General features: G+C 35.7%; 17 protein-coding genes. All 17 read left to right on the forward strand.

Annotated elements, in window-relative coordinates; translation table 11 throughout:
• The first annotated feature begins 536 nt into the window (after positions 1 to 536).
• Positions 537 to 740, forward strand: coding sequence for a hypothetical protein (locus ACP8HG_RS04730; protein WP_187047590.1), 204 nt, complete (start codon positions 537 to 539; stop codon positions 738 to 740).
• Between the two features lie 524 nt (positions 741 to 1,264).
• Complete coding sequence (locus tag ACP8HG_RS04735; protein WP_187047591.1) at positions 1,265 to 1,885, forward strand: YesL family protein; 621 nt, start codon at positions 1,265 to 1,267, stop codon at positions 1,883 to 1,885.
• An 88-nt stretch (positions 1,886 to 1,973) separates the two neighbouring features.
• Positions 1,974 to 4,169 (forward strand): helix-turn-helix domain-containing protein, encoded by a 2,196-nt coding sequence (locus tag ACP8HG_RS04740; RefSeq protein WP_438298272.1) that lies wholly within the window; start codon positions 1,974 to 1,976, stop codon positions 4,167 to 4,169.
• A 322-nt stretch (positions 4,170 to 4,491) separates the two neighbouring features.
• Positions 4,492 to 5,436: an ABC transporter permease gene (locus ACP8HG_RS04745; protein WP_255428686.1), complete on the forward strand. Its 945-nt coding sequence runs from the start codon at positions 4,492 to 4,494 to the stop codon at positions 5,434 to 5,436.
• Between the two features lie 12 nt (positions 5,437 to 5,448).
• Entirely contained in the window at positions 5,449 to 6,354 is a 906-nt protein-coding gene (locus tag ACP8HG_RS04750) for a carbohydrate ABC transporter permease (protein WP_187047594.1), read from the forward strand.
• A gap of 102 nt (positions 6,355 to 6,456) precedes the next feature.
• A complete protein-coding gene (locus tag ACP8HG_RS04755; protein WP_438298273.1) occupies positions 6,457 to 8,064 on the forward strand; it encodes an extracellular solute-binding protein in 1,608 nt (535 codons plus the stop codon).
• Positions 8,065 to 8,353: 289 nt separating this feature from the next.
• Entirely contained in the window at positions 8,354 to 9,436 is a 1,083-nt protein-coding gene (locus ACP8HG_RS04760) for a Gfo/Idh/MocA family protein (RefSeq protein WP_438298274.1), read from the forward strand.
• 100 nt (positions 9,437 to 9,536) lie between these two features.
• On the forward strand, positions 9,537 to 10,520 hold the full coding sequence (locus tag ACP8HG_RS04765; RefSeq protein ID WP_187047597.1) for a Gfo/Idh/MocA family protein: 984 nt from the start codon (positions 9,537 to 9,539) through the stop codon (positions 10,518 to 10,520).
• A gap of 191 nt (positions 10,521 to 10,711) precedes the next feature.
• On the forward strand, positions 10,712 to 11,764 hold the full coding sequence (locus ACP8HG_RS04770) for a Gfo/Idh/MocA family protein (RefSeq protein ID WP_187047598.1): 1,053 nt from the start codon (positions 10,712 to 10,714) through the stop codon (positions 11,762 to 11,764).
• A 35-nt stretch (positions 11,765 to 11,799) separates the two neighbouring features.
• Complete coding sequence (locus ACP8HG_RS04775) at positions 11,800 to 12,522, forward strand: hypothetical protein (protein WP_187047599.1); 723 nt, start codon at positions 11,800 to 11,802, stop codon at positions 12,520 to 12,522.
• Positions 12,519 to 13,493 (forward strand): Gfo/Idh/MocA family protein, encoded by a 975-nt coding sequence (locus ACP8HG_RS04780; RefSeq protein WP_187047600.1) that lies wholly within the window; start codon positions 12,519 to 12,521, stop codon positions 13,491 to 13,493. Before ACP8HG_RS04775 ends, ACP8HG_RS04780 begins: the two co-directional genes overlap by 4 nt.
• 52 nt (positions 13,494 to 13,545) lie before the next feature.
• Positions 13,546 to 14,304 carry a sugar phosphate isomerase/epimerase family protein gene (locus ACP8HG_RS04785; RefSeq protein ID WP_187047601.1) on the forward strand — a complete coding sequence of 253 codons (759 nt, stop codon included), beginning with the start codon at positions 13,546 to 13,548 and terminating at the stop codon, positions 14,302 to 14,304.
• 351 nt (positions 14,305 to 14,655) lie between these two features.
• The gene (locus ACP8HG_RS04790) at positions 14,656 to 15,741 is read left to right on the forward strand and encodes a Gfo/Idh/MocA family protein (RefSeq protein WP_438298275.1); all 1,086 of its coding nucleotides are present in this window, start codon (positions 14,656 to 14,658) and stop codon (positions 15,739 to 15,741) included.
• A gap of 185 nt (positions 15,742 to 15,926) precedes the next feature.
• On the forward strand, positions 15,927 to 16,895 hold the full coding sequence (locus tag ACP8HG_RS04795) for a sugar phosphate isomerase/epimerase family protein (RefSeq protein WP_338652526.1): 969 nt from the start codon (positions 15,927 to 15,929) through the stop codon (positions 16,893 to 16,895).
• Between the two features lie 102 nt (positions 16,896 to 16,997).
• Positions 16,998 to 17,864, forward strand: a complete 867-nt coding sequence (locus ACP8HG_RS04800) for a sugar phosphate isomerase/epimerase family protein (protein WP_187047604.1) — start codon at positions 16,998 to 17,000, stop codon at positions 17,862 to 17,864.
• Positions 17,865 to 18,047: 183 nt separating this feature from the next.
• Positions 18,048 to 18,239, forward strand: a complete 192-nt coding sequence (locus tag ACP8HG_RS04805) for a hypothetical protein (RefSeq protein WP_187047605.1) — start codon at positions 18,048 to 18,050, stop codon at positions 18,237 to 18,239.
• Between the two features lie 129 nt (positions 18,240 to 18,368).
• Complete coding sequence (locus tag ACP8HG_RS04810; RefSeq protein WP_338652524.1) at positions 18,369 to 19,352, forward strand: Gfo/Idh/MocA family protein; 984 nt, start codon at positions 18,369 to 18,371, stop codon at positions 19,350 to 19,352.
• Positions 19,353 to 19,414 lie beyond the last annotated feature (62 nt).

Consider the following 19,414-nt stretch of genomic DNA (forward strand, 5'->3'; position numbering starts at 1 on the left):
AGTCTTCCAAAAATACTTGACATTAAAGTATTTTTCAGTATATTCTTAATACTAGGAATGTATTTTTTTGGGTTCAGGAGTTCGATTTGGTGAAAACTGGTTTTTATTTTGATATCTGGTAAAAGACAGTTAATGAAATGTGTACAATATACGCTATTCAACAGAAACAAGGTATAGTAGCGATGTTAGATGGAACAAACTTACCGGTTCATCAGATTTACGTGTTTAGCATTCTTTATCGTTTATCACAAACAATGATGACTAGGCTTGGCCGACTACAATTCATGTGTATTTATATAATAAGAATGATCTTTTTGTTTTTTAGCGAAATTCAAAACAAAGTTGGAACAATCGTTTTTAGTATTGAAATAACTTTGGGGGCCAGAATATTGGCCTCCTTTTCTATAGTAATAAGACTTCTCTTGCAATAACTTACATATAGAATCAGGGAAATAGTTTAATGAAAACGGAAGGTATGTATTTACGAATTCGTATATTAAATAATGTTAAAGTAATCGAAATAACGACAGTTGGAAATGGACAAGGGCAGTATATTATTAATTGTTCAGATATATATATCAAGTGGTTGGATTGATTTACATGTCCATGCGTTCCCATCATTCAATGCTTATGGCGATGATATCAATGAAATCAGAGTTAAGCAGGGAGTGACAATGATTGTTGAAGTAGGAAGATGTGGCACCGAACGAATTTCAGATTTAATTGCTAGAGGTGAATGAGGTATACAGAATATATCGGCTTTTTTATTGTTTCAGTAATTTCTTGCAGGTTGATGAATTATCAAATTAGAATGGATTAATCGAGCAGTGAGAAAGTATTCGGATCATATCTTCAAATTAAAGGTGCTGATGAGTAAAAGTGTAAATGGAGACAACGGGAATAAACCGTAAAAAATTGCTCGCAAATTTGCGAATGAAATGTCACTCCTATTAAAGTTACATATCGGTTCAGGACCAATAGCTATATTGATATTATGACGTTCTTAGAAAGCCACTTTAAGTAGTAATTGATGTAACCGAACGTGGTGTTTAATTGACGGTGGACATGGAGTGTATTAAAAGGATGAAGGACTAAGTAGTGATTTACTTTTATTTGATTTATTAAGATTTTCTATATTAATATTCTTCCGTATAGATTTAATAAAGCGAATAATATGAACCCTGGATCTAGTAATGAAACTTTTGGCTGAAATCGGTTCTATCTATAGTTGGGTTGAAGATGATTTAAAGGAGGAACTAATCGTATGAAATCTTTAAATGGTATCTTTAAAGCGATTTTTGAAATAGGAAAATGGCTTAGTAAAATGATGTATCTCCACCTCTTATGGGTTATATTCTCATTAATGGGTCTTGTGGTGTTTGGTGTTATGCCGGCGACGACAGCAATGTTTACGGTAATTCGTAAATGGATGGAAGATGATAACGATATTCCAGTATTTCAGACCTTCCTCGCATCGTATAAAACCCACTTTCTAAAATCCAATGCGTTAGGGACATTTTTAGTAGCTATTGGTATATTTTTATATATTGATATGAAAATTTCAAAGCAGCTAGTCCAATCTTTTTATTTACATATTATTTTATTGATTATTGGTTTCTTGTATTTAATTACTTTACTATACTTTTTCCCTGTATTTGTACGATATAAGCTTAAGTATTCTCAGAACTTTAAGCAATCGTTTTATATTGCATTGGCTAGACCATTTGAAACAATCGCAATGGTTATTAGTTTGATACTTCTCTATTATTTATTTAACTTTCTACCGATTCTCTTGATATTTGTAGGGTCTTCACTTATTGCGTATTCGCTTATGTGGTTCGCCTCTCAAGCATTCAAACAAATAGAAGGAAAGAAAGCAACCTAGAATATTTACAACTTTTTTGTACAGAAAGGAAGTTGAATATATGCATTGGCTTAAGAGGACAAAATCCCGATTATTATTTAAGTACATTGTGTCGTATTTATTAGTTTTCCTCATTCCTTTCATGTTAATGAGTGCATTTATTTATTATAGTTCGGTTTACAATTTACGAGAGGAAATCGAACAATCTAATATTAATAAATTGAAACAAGTAGAAAACATTACAAACGAACGGATAAAGGAGCTAGAAAAAATTGCGACAAATATAGCCTATGATCCCCGCTTGACACCGTACATGATGAAACATAATTATTACAGTGGAGAGGCAATTGAAGAGTTGAAAAAATATAAGTCAAACAGTTCAATTATTGAAGATTTGTTTGTTTATTACTATGAAAATGACCATATATATACCTTAAGTGGCTCCTTTTCGCTGGATACATTTACACAGAGAATGTATAAATTCGATAAAGAAGAACAAGAGAGCTTGATAAATGATTTATATATTACAAAGCCAATGTTAAAGACTGTTGGGAACGTAACGCTGAATAATGGTACGCAAGATCGTATAATTGCTTTCCTATACCCAATAGTTCCAAATAGTCTTTACCCTTACGGAACCGTTATGTATTTTATCAAAGAAAAGGTCCTGACAGATCTCACTCAAAACATATTAGGTAACTTTCAAGGAAATACGTATATTTTTGACGAGAATAATCAGAAGGTTGCATCTAGTATTAATGTACAGGAGATTAGTGAGGGGAATTTAAATTTAACAACTATTAATGATCAAGAGATAAGGAATGTAGAGATAAATGGAAAAGAGTACTCTCTCGTTTCTGTCAAATCAGAAATTAGTGGATGGACATTTATAACACTGATGGATACAGATCAGTTTCTTGAACGGGTTTTCCATATGCGAACATTTATCATCACAATTTTGATTTTCCTCCTTTTTGTTGGTATTATAATAGCTGTTTTATTTGGGAGTAAACAATATAAACCAATTCGAAAGTTATTTGAACTAACACAAAAAAACGACAAACAAAATGTGGAAATTATGGAGTTAAATGAATTCGAGAACATCGGAAATACAATTGCAAAGGCATTCCTAACGCATCAGAGTTTGAATGAAACAATCTTTTTACAAAAACCATTTGCAAAAGAGCAACTACTTATTAATTTACTGAAAGGTGATTTAAGGGATAACAAAGAAATAGATTCATTAATGCATGCGCTAAATGTTGTAATGAGGGATGATTGTTATTTTGTTACAATTGTATATTTCGATAAAATGAAAGAAAAAGAGAATTTTCTACAGCTATTATCGAAACTAACAATACAGGATGCCGCAGTACATGGAGTTGATTTGATTTATAATGATGCATTGGCATTAATTATAAGTATGAACCAAGATCCAAATAAAGCTGTCAATCAACGCCGAATACTTGTCTCACAAATCCAACAGTATATACAGGAAACTACTGTAATTAACCCTACTGTTGCAGTAGGGAAAATGTATGAGGAAAAAAGCTATATTAATCGATCTTATATTGAAGCACTTGCGGCAATAGAATATAAGTTTGCAGTACCACAGGGGAGTATCATTTATTTTGAGGAAATAAGTTCCCAGTCAGAACGGGGGTTGGGTTATCCAGTAGAAGACCAAATAAAGCTTGCCCAAAGTCTGAAGCAAGGGGATCATATAGTTGCAACAGAAACACTGCGCGACATGTTTACAAGACTTGCGAAAGAGGAATTGTCCATACAAGTTTTAAAATGTATCTGTTTTGATATTATCAATACGGTAATGAAAACGGCTTCTGAAATGGAATTAACGAAGTATATAGACGACTTCAATAGCATTGTAGATTTTAATTCTATAAAACAATTAGAAGAACAGCTTTGCGAAGTAGCCATAAAAATATGTAAAAAGGTTGAGAGTAAGAAGAGGTCAAATAATGAGGAATTGCGAAATGATGTTCTTGAATACATTAAAGTGAAATATAAAATGTTCGATTTAAGTCTGGAAAGCATAGCAATAAATTTTCATCTTACCTTACCTTATCTTAGCCGATTTATTAAAGATCAAACTGGTAGCACTTTTACGGAGTATGTATTGAAACTGCGCATGGAAGATGTAAAGAGAAAATTAAAGGACACGGATTGGCCAATTAAGAAAATTGTTCTCGATGTTGGCTACAAGGATGTATCAAATTTCACACGGAAATTCAGGGAGAGGGAAGGAATCCCACCTGGTGAATATCGTAAATTGAATAGAAAGTAATCAAATAACTCTAAAGTCCTTCGTATTGTGTGAGGGCTTTTTTTTTTCGTTAATTTAAATGTAGGTTTAAGAACGGATTGGCAGTATGTGCTTCAGTTTCACTCTAAACATGACCTAAATCCTTATGTATTAAATCGACATATGAATATAAAATCGACATATCCATTTCATTATCAATCCCATGTCTCGCAAGTCTGAATTGCGTTACTACTCATCGCGGAAACAAGAATTAATAAAATCAACATATTGCTTACAAATTACATAACGAGCTAAGATGATGGTAGTTTCACATTAATGGATAAAGGAGGATATTTGAATGAGCATGAGTACAGCTACCCAACAAAAGGAAGCAAAATCAAAAAAAAAGCTTGGATCAAGTAAAATCCTACAGAATTGGCAATTATACATATTTATATTGCCAGCATTTTTATACTTTTTGATATTTCACTATATTCCAATGTATGGGGTGCAAATCGCATTTAAAGACTTTATTCCATCATTGGGTATATGGGGTAGTGAATGGGTAGGTTTCGAACATTTTATCCGATTTTTCGAGTCATATTATTTTTGGGATTTAATTAAGAATACATTAGGAATTAGCGTTTATGAGTTGATTGTAGGTTTCCCGTTACCAATTATTTTGGCACTAGCAATAAACGAAGCAAAAGATGGTTTATATAAAAGAACTGTGCAAACGGTTACATATGCACCACACTTTATATCAATAGTCGTAATGACAGGGATGGTCATTGCATTCCTTGCCCCAACAACAGGCATAATAAATCATGCTATTCAATTACTTGGTTTTGAACCTATTTCTTTTATGACGGATCCAAAATGGTTTAAGACGGTCTATGTATTTTCGGGAGTATGGCAAAATGCAGGTTGGGGAACAATTATTTACTTGGCTGCTTTAGCCGGTGTTGATACACAGCAACATGAGGCGGCCATTGTAGATGGAGCTTCACGTTTACAACGAATATGGTATATAAACATTCCGGGGATATTCCCAACAATGGTTATTCTATTAATATTGAACGTCGGGAATATGTTAGCAATTGGCTTCGAGAAAATTTTATTATTACAAAATCCGCTTAACCTCGAATCCTCGAACGTTATCGCTACATTTGTTTATCAAGCTGGATTATTAGATGGCCAATATAGTTTTGCTTCTGCAGTTGGATTGTTCAATGCAGTTATTAATGCTATTTTACTCATTAGTGTAAACCAAATTGCGAAAAAAACGAGTGAAACAAGTCTATGGTGAGGAGGTAAGAATATGGGGGCAGTAATAAAAGAAACAAATAAAGACAAATTGTTCAATGTTTTTAACTATATTTTTCTTACACTGGCAGCGGTAGTAGTGTTGTATCCCTTGCTTTATATTGTTAGTGCATCAATAAGTGATCCCGCAGCTGTAAACTCAGGAACGATGTGGCTACTTCCTAAAGGGATAACATTTGACGGATACAAGTTAATTTTTGAAAATAGTGATATTTGGAGGGGATATCTTAATACTATTTTTTATACCGTACTCGGTACATTTATAAACTTAGCCATTACAATTCCAGCTGCTTATGCATTATCACGTAGAGATCTTGCAGGTAGAAATCTATTCATGGGTATGTTTGTTCTGACAATGTTTTTTGGTGGTGGATTGATTCCAACTTATTTAGTTGTTAAAAATTTAGGGCTTATTGATACAATTTGGGCGATGCTTTTACCTAATGCCGCTGCGGTTTATAATATAATAATTGCTCGTGTATTTTTCGAAGTTACGATTCCAAAAGAATTGGAAGAATCGGCAACTATTGATGGAGCCACCAATTTTAAAATGTTTTTTAAAGTTATACTACCATTATCGGCTCCAATAATAGCGGTTATGGCACTATTCTATGGGGTAGCACATTGGAATGGCTATTTCAACGCCTTAATCTATTTATCAGACAGAAATCTTTATCCGCTACAATTAGTATTAAGAGAAATACTGGTATTACAGGAAATGTCATCACAGAATATAAATATGTCAAGTAGTATGGCTGAGGTACTTCATAGTAAGCAACAACTAGCCTCTATTATCAAATATGGAGTTATGATTGTGTCTACCCTACCTATTATCATTATGTATCCATTTATGCAACGTCACTTCGTTAAAGGGGTCATGATTGGATCACTTAAAGGCTAGTTAAGATGAACGCATAAACATAGATGATATTTAGGGGGTGATGCGTATAAGGATTGAAGCAATTCTTGGGAAATAATAGTAGTTAAAAAAGGAGAATGGAGCATGAAAAAAACAATTACGTTACTTTTTGTAGCTATATTAACTATATTGATTATGGTAGCTTGCTCATCAGATAAAGGGGAAAAGGATAAAGATGCATCCAAAAGTACAAATGTTGAAGTAAATAAAACAGGATTTCCAATTGTTGAGGAAAAAATAAAGTTATCTATGATTGCACCAGGTATTGGCCTAGCTGAATGGAAAGACATGGCTACATTACAAGAATATGAGGAAATGACGAATATCTCTTTTGATTATGAAACACCTCCAATGAGCGACTTTAAAACAAAATTAAATTTGGCATTTGCTAGTGGAGGAATAGCAGATATTATATATGCAGCTGGAACAAATAATTTAACACCAGCTATGGAAACTGACTATGGAGAACAAGGGGTTTTATTACCTTTAGAAGACCTTATAGAAGAGTATGCTCCTAATCTGAAAAAAGTACTTGAAGAAAGACCGGATGTGAAAAAGTCTATTACTACAATCGATGGACATATTTATTCATTACCAGTGATTTCTAGTGGGCCAACATCTATCTGGTATAAAGGACCAATGTGGTATAACGGTAAATGGCTAAAAGCGTTGAATGTTAAAGAGTTACCGAAAACTACAGATGAGTTTTATGAACTATTAAAACGATTCAAAAACGAAGATCCCAATGGAAATGGAAAAGCAGATGAAATTCCATTGCTTGATGTAAAAATGGATGGCACTCGTGCATGGTTTCTAGGTGCTTTTGGCATGAAAGAACAGGGGATTGAAGAAATTAATGGTAAAGTACGATATGCGCCGAAACTTCCGGAATATAAAGAGTATCTAACGTATATGAATAAGCTTTATGAGGAAAAACTATTAGACCCAGAGACATTCTCCCAATCCGATGAACAGAAAAAAGCAAAAGGACAAGCTAATAGAGTTGGGATATTCCCAGATTACTTTTCATTCTTTACAACAGGAGAAAAGGAAGAAGATGCAATGACTAATCCCATGTTTCAACCGTTAACTAGCCCCTTTTCGGATAAACCATTGGTACCACGCAGTCCGGGAATCAAAAGAGGGGCTTTCTCGATCTCAAGTGGGAATCAAAATCCAGAGGCTTCTATACGATGGATTGACTATTTCTATTCACCAGAGGGCTATGCATTTTTAAATATGGGTCCTAAGGGGGCACTTTGGGAATGGGCTGACGAAGAAGGAGGGGCTATAGTAAATCTTGATCCGCCAGAGGGCTATGAATCCTCAGAGGAATACCGTGGGACATTAACACCTGATTACGGAATTCCCGCACCTTCTTTAAGTGGTCCAGTAGAAGGGAAGAAGATATCAGAATTTGATAAGTTTATCGAGTCTGAAACTAATGGGAAAATCGATCCATTTGCAGAAGTACCTTTTCCACTTGTGTACTTAACGTCAGAAGAGCAGAAACAAGTTAACACAATTGAAATAGACCTACAATCGTATATTCAGCAAATGGAAGCAAAATTCATCACAGGTGTTGAGCCATTATCTAATTGGGATAAATATGTAAAAACAATCGAAGATATGAATATTGACAAGTACATTGAAATCTACCAGGTAGCTTATGATCGTTGGGCAGCAAGTTAAGTGAATTGATATAACTTGTAGTTCAAAGAGATGGAAAAGGTTAAAGTTTTCCTTTAGGAAAGGATTGAATATGACCAACTTCCAAATAAATAACAAAGCAAAGAATTAATCTGTTACCGAATTTTGAATAACGAGATATGGCCAGATTTAGATTGTCTGAATGAGGGGTTATTTTTGATGAAACCAAGTGCTGGCTGTTACTCATCTACACTGACATTGTAGATGAGTAGAGCGTTTGGGAATTTTGATTCGTAAGATTGGGAAAATAGGAAGTCCAAGGAGGAAAAAAATGATGGAAAAATTAAAACTGGGTATAGTTGGTTGTGGCGGAATTGCAAATGGGAAGCACCTCCCAAGCTTAAGTAAACTAAAGAACGTTGAACTTGTTGCATTTTGTGATATAGAACTAGATAAGGCTGAAAAAGCAGTTAAACAATATGGGACTGAAAATGCTAAGGTTTATGAGAATTATCAAGAATTATTAAAAGATGATTCAATTGATGTTATTCATGTTTTAACTCCAAATATCTCTCATGCAGAAATTTCAATTGCTTCAATGGAAGCAGGGAAGCACGTTTTATGTGAAAAACCAATGGCTAAAACATCTGAAGAAGCGCGACGAATGGTTGAAGTAGCTAAACGAACTGGTAAAAAGCTCACAATTGGTTATGACAATCGCTTTAGGCCTGATAGTCAGAGCTTGCATAAAATTACAAGACGTGGTGACCTAGGAGACATTTACTTTGCCAAAGCACATGCAATTCGTAGACGTGCTGTGCCGACTTGGGGAGTGTTCCTCGATGAGGAGAAGCAAGGTGGCGGTCCGCTAATTGATATTGGGACACATGCACTTGATCTAACATTATGGATGATGGATAATTATAAGCCGAAATCTGTAATGGGTAATGTTTATCATGTATTGGGTAAAAACGAAAATGCTGCAAATGCTTGGGGACCTTGGGATCCTGAAAAATTCAAAGTTGAAGACTCTGCATTTGGCTTTATTACAATGAAAAATGGTGCAACAATTACCTTAGAAGCAAGTTGGGCATTAAATACACTTGATGTTGATGAAGCTAAATGTTCCCTAAGTGGTTCAAAAGGTGGGGCAGATATGAAAAATGGTCTGCGTATTAATGGAGAAGACATGGGCAACTTGTATACTAGAAATGTAGAATTAGGTGCAGGTGGTGTTGCTTATTATGACGGCGCATCAGAAAGCAATGCCGATCTTGAAGCGCGTTTATGGATTGACTGCATTATTAATGACACAGAACCAACTGTTAAACCAGAAGAAGCTTTTGTTGTGACGCAAATTTTAGAAGCAATTTATGAGTCTGCTAAAACTGGTAAAGCTGTTTATTTCGACTAATAAGTATCTGTATTAAAATGGCGAGATTTGAAAGCGAGTACATTTAGCTTATGAAGTATTTATGTTTTAAATATAAAATATAGAAAAGTGAGTGATAAAAATGATTAAAGTAGCCTTATTAAGTAGATGGCATGTACACGCTGATGACTATGCTGGTAATGTTAAAGAAAACGACAACATGTCGATTGAAGTTGTTTGGGATGAAGAAGTCGAACGGGGAGAAGGCTGGGCAAATGAGCTAAATGTTCCATTTGAACAAGACTTGGAAGTTGTTTTAGCTAATCCAGATATTGATGCAGTCATCGTAAATACACCAACAAATATGCACAAAGAAGTTATCATTGCTGCAGCGAAACATAAAAAACATATTTTCACTGAAAAGGTTTTAGCATTTACGGTTCAGGACGCTGAAGAGATATATGCAGCCGTTCAAGAAGCTGGCGTCAAGCTAATGGTTTCTTTACCGAGACTAACTGATAATAACTTCCTATATGCTGAGAAATCAATTAATGAAGGTTGGATAGGAAAAGTTACAATGGTTCGTTGTCGTTTCGCTCATAACGGTGGCGTAGCGCCAGAAGGACAAGAAAATGGATGGTTGCCTGCACGTTTCTATGATAAGAAACAAACTGGTGGGGGAGCTATGATTGACCTTGGCGCACATCCAATCTATTTGACGAATCGCTTAGCTGGAAAAGCAGCAGGTGTTTATGCACGTCTTCATAAAGCAAACAGTACAACTGTAGATGATAATTCTGCACTATTAGTAGATTATGAGTCGGGAGCACTTGGTATTATTGAAACAAGTTTTGTGTCAAATGGCAGCCCGTTCCAGTTGGAGTTATATGGAACGGAAGGGACGTTACGTATTAGTGATGATAAAATTCACATTAATAGTGCCAATATAAAATCACAAGACTTAACAGAAGTATTACCGGCATTACCAATGCCAATGGTGCAGTGGGTTAATGCGATTAAAACAGGGGCACCGCCAACGATTACCAAAGAAGATGTCATTAATTTAACACTAATTAATGAAGCGGCAGTGAAATCTCATGATGAAGGACGTCGGATTGAGTTGTAATGCATTTCAAGTGAAATATTGAACTGTTATGTGGAACTGAAAATAGCTAATTATATAATTGAAACAAGAAAAAATAGTATGTTAAGAATTAGGGAGTATGACCAGCAAAATTAGTTATAAACTAAGTTTATAAAACCTTGCTGATCATCTCTCTTTTTTATTTTATTTACATTTTCAAGGGAGTAGATTATATGTTGAAAGTTGGAGTTATTGGGGTAGGTTCAATATCGGAGATGCATCTTACACCGTATTCTCAAAATAAGGAAGTAGAGTTAGTCGCATTATGTGATATTCATGAAGAGCGCTTAGTTGAGAAAGGTAAGTTATTTGGTGTTAGCCAGTTATACACTAATTATCAGGAACTATTAAATAATCAGGGAATTGACGCTGTAAGTATTTGTACGTGGAACAACACGCATGCGGAAATTGCTATTACTGCGCTCGAAGCTGGTAAACACGTCTTAGTTGAAAAACCATTAAGTATGACTGTCGAAGAAGCATTTGCAGTTGAGGCTGCAGCTAAAAAGTCTGGAAAAACTGTACAAGTTGGTTTTGTCAGACGACATGCAGATAATGTGAAAATTTTAAAGGCATTTATCGATAATGATGAGCTTGGTGAAATATATTATGCAAAAGCATCATACTTGAGACGATTGGGAAATCCAGGTGGTTGGTTTAGTGATCAAACAAAATCAGGCGGCGGTCCGTTGATAGACCTGGGCGTTCATGTAGTTGATATTATGTGGTATTTAATGGGGAAACCGCGACCCGTTTCAGTAAGTGGAAATACATACCATAGGCTTGGCAATCGTAGTCATATTGAAAATCTATCATCTTATCAAGCAGCAGACTATAATCCAACATTAAATGATGTAGAAGATCTAACAAATGCACTCATCCGTTTTGAAAATGGAGCATCACTTTTTGTTGATGTTAGTTTTACACTACACGCTAAGGAGGATGAAACGTCGGTTAAACTATATGGAGACAAGGGCGGGGCTGAAATTGAGCCTGCATTAGCACTTGTTTTGGAGAAGAATAATACAATCTTGAATGTTACTCCTCAAATTGACAATTTAGGTTTTGACTTTGTAAAATCATTCGCAAATGAAATCAATCATTTTGTAGAATGCTGTCAATCTGGCCATGAAACAATTGCACCTATAGCTGATGGTGTCGAAGTAATGAAAATGCTTAATGCAATTTATGAATCCGCAAAAATAGGTAAAGAAGTTTATTTATAAGGGGACTTTAGTAATAAAGTAGGAGGCTCTTTAAATTGATGAAAATGATATTCAGTAGATTTGACAGGATCGACTTTAGAACGACTTTAGAAAATGTAAGTGTTTTGGAGTCTGCTGAACAATTAAGAGAAAATGAAAATGGCGAAGCGATTATCGTCCTAGCAGCTACAGTTGAAAACTTGCAAGCAGTAAAGAATCATGCACACCAAGTTTATATTCCATCAAATCTGATAACAACCAACAATCAAAATCTGGATTCGAGTGTTTATTTTGATTTAGAAAACTATCCATTTTACCAAAAGGCGAAAGAGATTATTAGTAAAGAAGATAAACGTAAAGGTGTTTTTCGCTTTAGACGCACTGTGAAGCATGTTGAAGATGTTTCATTACTTGCGGGAGATTTATATGTGTTATCAGCACTTTTAGGTGAGCCACAAGATGTTCATGTAAAACGGACTGATCAAACTGTGACCCCGGCTTATATCATTATTATGTTGTATTTCGGTAGCGGAACAATGGCTCATATTGAGTATACGGTTACTGATCAGGAACGAATTGAGTTTGAATGGAGTGGGATTAATACTATTATTGAATTTGACAGTGATGAAATGAGACCAGTCCGACCTGGAAGTAAGACGGCATTGCCGTTAACCTATTCAGTTGATTCCATTTTAGCTACAGCATACAAAGTTGATCAGGCGCTTATTGATCGAATGAATCATCTTGGATTGCTTGTCGATGGAGGTGCAACTAAATGAAAATAGGTATGATGAGTTTCGCACATATGCACGCATATAGTTATGCAGAGGGGTTAAAGAACATACCCAATGTTGAATTAGTTGGTATCTATGATGATAACGTTGAAAGAGGACAAGAAGTCGCGGTGAACTATAATACAATACATTACAGTGATCAAGCAGACTTCTTAGCACAAGAAATGGATGCCGTCATTATTTGCAGTGAAAACAATCGACATAAAGAAATGGTTTTGAACGCAGCAAAGGCAAAGAAACATATCTTGTGTGAAAAGCCAATTGCAACCAATCTTGATGATGCTACAGAAATGATTCAAGTTTGCGAAGACAATAATGTTACTTTACAAATCGCTTACCCAGTAAGATTTAGCTCACCAATTAGAGAATTGAAAGAGATGATAGATAAAGGGGAACTCGGTGATATTGTCGCATTTCGTTCAACAAACCGTGGCCAAAATCCTGGAGGCTGGTTTATTGATGAAGAGCAATCAGGTGGTGGGGCTGTACTCGACCATACTGTTCATATGCTTGATATTATGCGTTGGTATTTAAATGAAGAAGTAACCGAGGTAAGAGCGTTTGTCGATTCTTATTTTCATGATGTTGACATTGATGATGCAGGGATTCTTACGTTTGAATTTAACAATGGTGTGATAGCTTCCCATGATGCCAGTTGGTCACGCTTTACTGAATACCCAACATGGGGTGACGCAACAATTGAAGTGATTGGAACGAAACAAACAGTAAAAGTTGACGCGTTTAAAGAGCACTTTAGAATGTTTGGTAGTGGTAGCAAGTCTTTAGAGCACGTGTTTTTTGGAAATGATATGGACTATGGTTTGATTCTTGATTTCGTAAACTGTGTGAAAGAAGGCAGGGAACCCTCCATTACCGGCTATGATGGACTCAAATCACTCGAAGTGTCGCTAGCAGCATATCAATCAAGTGAATTGAAAAGGGCTATTAAGTTATAAGTAACAGGATATAACTAATGAGTAAATGTGGAATTTGAAGGAGGAGAAAGTAATGGGGAAGTTAGGATTACAATTGTATTCAATTAAAGATGCAGCTGAACAAGATTTACTTGGTGTACTTGAGCAAGTTGCTAATATGGGGTATGAAGGTGCTCAATTTGCAGGTTTCTTTGACCATACAGCAAAAGATGTAAAAGCTAAAATGGATGAAGTAGGAATCAAGGCAGCAGGTGCACATATTCAAATTGAGGAATTACAAGATGATGTTGATGGTTTACTACGTTATCATGAAGGTATAGATAATCGTCTACTGATTTGTCCATATCTACCAGAAAACATGCGGACAACTGAGGATGATTATAAACGGACAGCTGAATTATTTAATAATTTGGGTGAGAAAGTAGCTAAAGCAGGTTTTTCATTTGGCTATCATAATCACGCATTTGAATTTGATTTATTTAATGGGAAATCAGGTTTTGAACTATTATATGAAAATACGAATCCGCAATATGTGAAAATGGAGTTAGATTGTTTTTGGGCTGCACATGCTGGGAACAGTCCAGTTGAAATAATAAAAAAGTATGCAGATCGCTGTGTTTCGTTACATATTAAAGATCTAAAGCTTGTTAATAGTAAGCCTGTTTCAACTGAAATTGGTACAGGAACACTTGATATTGCCCAGTTTTTAGAAGCGGGTAGAGAACATAAAGTTGACTGGTTTGTTATTGAACAAGAAGACTTTACAGGTGACCCAGTAGAAAGTGCAGCACAAAATGCTAAAGAACTAAGGAGAATTAGTGAAAAATCATAAATGTGAAGAAAGGTTATGCAAGTATAACGATACTCCGACCATTTTTCTATATGGAGATCAATTTAGCTCCATGAAAAAGTCTGTTGCTTTAAGGAAATGAATAACTCTATTATAGCTGATAATAAAAGAGTCTAAACGAAGAATAGGTTGTTGAAAATAATATTGAATGTATCTTATATGAACGATATCAAACTGATCAAATAAATTGATAAATAGTGTGCATTGACTATGCTCGACTACTTCAATAAAATTGTTTTGGTTTTCTATTGGACATAAAAATATAGATTTTAAAAACTGAATATATAGAATTGCTAATTTCGTAATTAGTATAATAATCTGGAGGATTAAGTGATGACAAAAGTAATTAAAATAGGCATTATTGGCAGTGGTGGAATTGCAGTCAGTCATGCAAAAGCTTATCAAGCAATGGCAGATGTTCAGATTGTAGGGGTGGCAGATGTTGTACCACGAAAGGCACAGGAATTCATTAATAACTTAGCGATTGAGGATGCCCAAGCATTTGAAAATCATAAACAAATGCTCGATCTAGATATAGATGGTGTTAGTATTTGCACCCCAAATATTTTTCATCATATGACAAGTATTGATGCATTGCAAGCCGGAAAACATGTACTTGTCGAAAAGCCTTTAGCAGTCACACTTGATCAAGGAATTGAAATGGTTCAAGTAGCGAAAAAGACAGGGAAAATGCTCTCTGTTGGTTTTCAACCACGATATGATCCAAATATGCAAAAGGTAACAAACATTGTTCAGTCTGGCCAGCTTGGAGACATCTACTATGTAGAAGTAGGGGGAGGACGCCGTCGCGGGATGCCAGGTGGCACGTTTATTAATAAAGCATTGGCGGGTGTAGGAGCTATGGGTGATATAGGAACATACTCGCTTGACTTAGCGCTAAATGCATTAGGTCATCCAAAGCCGCTAACAGTCTCGGCATATACATCGAATCATTTTGGGAAGAATCCGATTTATCATCCTGAAGCGGATAAGTTCGAAGTAGAAGATTTTGGTGTTGCCATGATTCGTTTAGAAGGCGGTATGGTACTTAACTTTAAAATATCTTGGGCAATGCATATGGATACATTAGGGCCTACGATTTTTCTTGGAAAAGATGCTGGTTTAAAGTTAATGCCTGCAGGTAGTGGACCCTGGAGTGGGGTTTGGGATGGAGGAATTGGATCAATTAGCATGTTTCATGATGTGGATAGTCATCAAACAGAAACAGCTATTCCTCTACAAGTACATGACATCAACATTTTTGATGCGAAAGTACGCGATTTTGTTGTTGCTATCAAAGAAGATAAACCTGCACCAATTCCAGGGGAAGAAATCCTAATCAACCAAGCAATCATTGATGGTATTTTCAGGTCTTCTGAAAAAGGGAAGGAAGTAGATATTCATATTCCAGTATTATAAATTGGATCCGTTATAAGGCCACTATTTAGACGAATTAAAGAACTTAAGAGAAATATAGACTGCCTTTTTCCTAACAGTAACAGGATATAAGCAGTCTATACTTCTAAAATAAATGTATTAGTTTACAGTTATTTCAGCACAAAAGTTAACTACCTATGCGACTAAAATTGGGAGGGAAAATAATTATGAAATTAGGAGTCTTTGCAGTACTATTTGCGGGGAAAACATTTGAAGAAATGCTAGATTATGTGCAAATAGCTGGATTGCACGGGGTAGAGATTGGTACAGGTGGATATCCAGGTAATGCCCATTGTAATTTAGATGAATTACTTGGGAGTGAAGATAAAAGAAAAGAATATATTGATCACGTGCATTCACGTGGTTTAACCATTAGTGCGTTTAGTTGTCATGATAATCCTGTTTCGCCCAATAAAGAAATTGCCCGAAATGCACATGAGACATTTACCAAAACGGTAAGATTGGCAAAATTATTAGATGTGCCTGTTGTTAATACCTTTTCTGGGACACCCGGGTCTCATCCAGATTCGAAATATTCAAATTGGCCAATATCTCCATGGCCATCGGAATATTCCGATATTTATAAATGGCAATGGGAAGAAAAGTTGATTCCTTATTGGAAAGAACAGGGTAAATTTGCCGAAGATCATGGTGTAAAGATTGGCTTAGAGCTACATGGTGGGTTTTCAGTTCATACACCATACACGATGCTGAAATTGAGAGATGCTACAAACAATTCTATCGGTGCTAACTTGGATCCGAGTCATCTCTGGTGGCAGGGTATTGATCCAGTAGCAGCGATTAAGATTTTGGGTAAAGAAAATGCAATTCATCATTTCCATGCAAAAGATACTTTTATTGACCAGGAAAATGTAAACATGCACGGATTAACTGATATGCAGTCTTATGGAGAGGTACAAAGTCGAGCATGGACATTCAGGTCTGTTGGATGTGGGCATAGTATTCAAGAGTGGTCAGATATGATGAGTGCTCTGCGAACATATGGGTATGATTATGTTGTGAGCATTGAACATGAGGATCCATTGATGTCGATTGAAGAAGGATTTTCGCGCGCAGTAAAGAATTTGAAGTCAGTCTTAATTGAAGAGCAACCTACTGATATGTGGTGGGCATAGAATATTTTATCGCAAGCATTATTTTAGACTAAAGATTTAACTAACATATACCAAAATTTCTAGACTAGCCCCGCTATACTACTATAGAAGGAGATGCTTATTATGAAAGTTGGTTTAAGTTCTTACAGTCTATATGGAATATTGAAAAGTAAGGAAATGTCAATTATTGAGGCGATCCAATGGGTAGCTGATCAGGGGGGAGAGCATATTGAAATTGTCCCGAATCTTGGTTTTAAACTTGAAGATAATCCAGCATTAGTTGATGCTATTCGAGAGAAAGCTAGTGTTGTTGGGATTGATATTTCTAATTATGCGATTGGAGCTAATTTTATCACAGAGGGTGAAGAAGCTTTTCAAACAGAAATTGAGCGAGTTAAAAAAGAAGTAGATATTGCTAATCGTCTTGGGATAAAATTCATGCGCCATGATGTAGCGTCACTACCTATTTCCGACTCAACAATCAAACAATTCGAATCTGACTTACCTAAGCTAACAAAAGCTTGTCAAATAGTTGCAGATTATGCTAGGAAATATGGAATTACAACTAGTGTAGAAAATCATGGCTTTTTTATTCAAGCAAGTGATCGAGTACAGTCGTTAATAAATCATGTAAATCGTTCTAACTTTAAAACAACATTAGATGTTGGGAACTTTATGTGTGTAGATGAAGATCCAGTATCTGCTGTTAAGAAAAACATCTCATATGCATCTGTAGTACATATCAAGGACTTTTATCTGAGACAAGCACATCTTTATCCTGGAGAAGGCTGGATGCAAACAACATCAGGTAATTATTTAAGAGGTTCAATTGTGGGTCATGGGGATATTAATATGAGAGAAGTTATCAAAGTTATTAAAGAGTCAGGTTTTAACGGCTATATATCAGTTGAATTTGAAGGAATAGAAGAGTGTAAACAAGCTTCGAAAATGGGTATGGATAATGTACGTCGTTTATGGGACGAAGCTTGAATAGAACAGTGTATAAAGCAATAGAAGATCACTGAGAGTTCAGTTGGAAATGTTAAGAAAAGTATTGTAGGTACTGCTCCTGTAATTAGTCAATGCAAGAAGGGATTGTGAGTCGTAAAACTTCACCGAATGACATTCTATTGAAATAACTTAGTTTGTTAAAGTAATAGAAGAGAGTGAATTTTGAGGTGTATCAAAAATAAAACAAATTGTTTAAGCTCATTGGCAGATGTGTCAGCAGATAAGGAAATTTTTGATCTACCTATTCATAAAGCATCTGCTCATTTAAATGAAACAAGGTTAGAAATGCTGGTTGTTAGAGTGGAAATAATTGAATTGCTAGAAGCAGCGCCATACGAGAAAAAGGCCATTTAACAAGCCAGCCAGTGGCGCCACAGTTCAATCAATTCAAACTTGCCATAACGCAGAAAATCCCTAATTCGATTTCCGCTAAACCAGTGATTACTATAGAAGGAATAAAATCAAGTTAATGGGGGAGTTATATTGACTATAAATGTAGGGATTATTGGAACAGGTTACTTCAGCATATTCCATGCAAAGATTTTATCGGGTTTAGCAGGTGTCAAAATAACAGCTATATATGGGACAAGTATAGAAAAAGCGGAGTCAATGGCATCAAAGTTTACGCATGCGAGAGGGTATAACAATTTGGAAGGTATGCTGGACGCCATTCACTTGGATGCTGTCTATATTTGTGTCCCGCCAATGGCACATGGAGAGATAGAACTGGAATTAATTAAGCGAGGAATTCCGTTTTTTGTGGAGAAACCATTGAGTCAAGACAATGAAACACCTTTAACTATATTTACGGAGATCAAACAAAAGTCTTTGCTTACATCAGTAGGCTATCATTATCGCTATAGTGATTCGATTTCGCATTTAAAAAGTATTCTAAATGACCAGAATATCGGTATTGTCCTTGGGCAGTATATGGGGAGTATGCCAAAAGTGCCGTGGTGGCGATATCAAGCTAGTTCCGGGGGACAATTTATCGAACAGACAACGCATATTGTCGATTTACTTCGCTATATTTGTGGGGAAGTAGAAGAAGTTTATGCGGTATTTGGTAGCCAGATTCTTTCTACGCAAGACGAATCTGTCACAGTTGCGGATGTAGGAACGGTAACCATGAAACTACGTAATGGGATTGTAGCTAATATATCGAATACTTGTATACTCCCAGAAAGCGTTGGGAAATCGGGAATCACCTTATTTACAAATCAAGGAATGGTAGATTGGTCACCCAAACGTTTAGAGATTAAGATGAAAGGGTCTACAGCAGACTATATCGACACGGTTAATCCTTATCAAACAGAAAATGAAGTATTTATCAATGCAGTACGCACAGGTGACCCATCTAGAATTTTGTCAGACTACGGAGATGCTTATAAGACGCATAAAGTAACCACGGCTGCGTTAGAATCGGCAATAAAAGGATCACCTGTGAAATTGAGCAATGCATTTTGAGTTAAAAAATAGATGATTGCTATGTATCGATAAAAAACAACAAAGAAACTCCTCTATAATTA

Source organism: Sporosarcina sp. FA15, assembly GCF_051550195.1.
GTDB lineage: Bacteria > Bacillota > Bacilli > Bacillales_A > Planococcaceae > Sporosarcina > Sporosarcina psychrophila.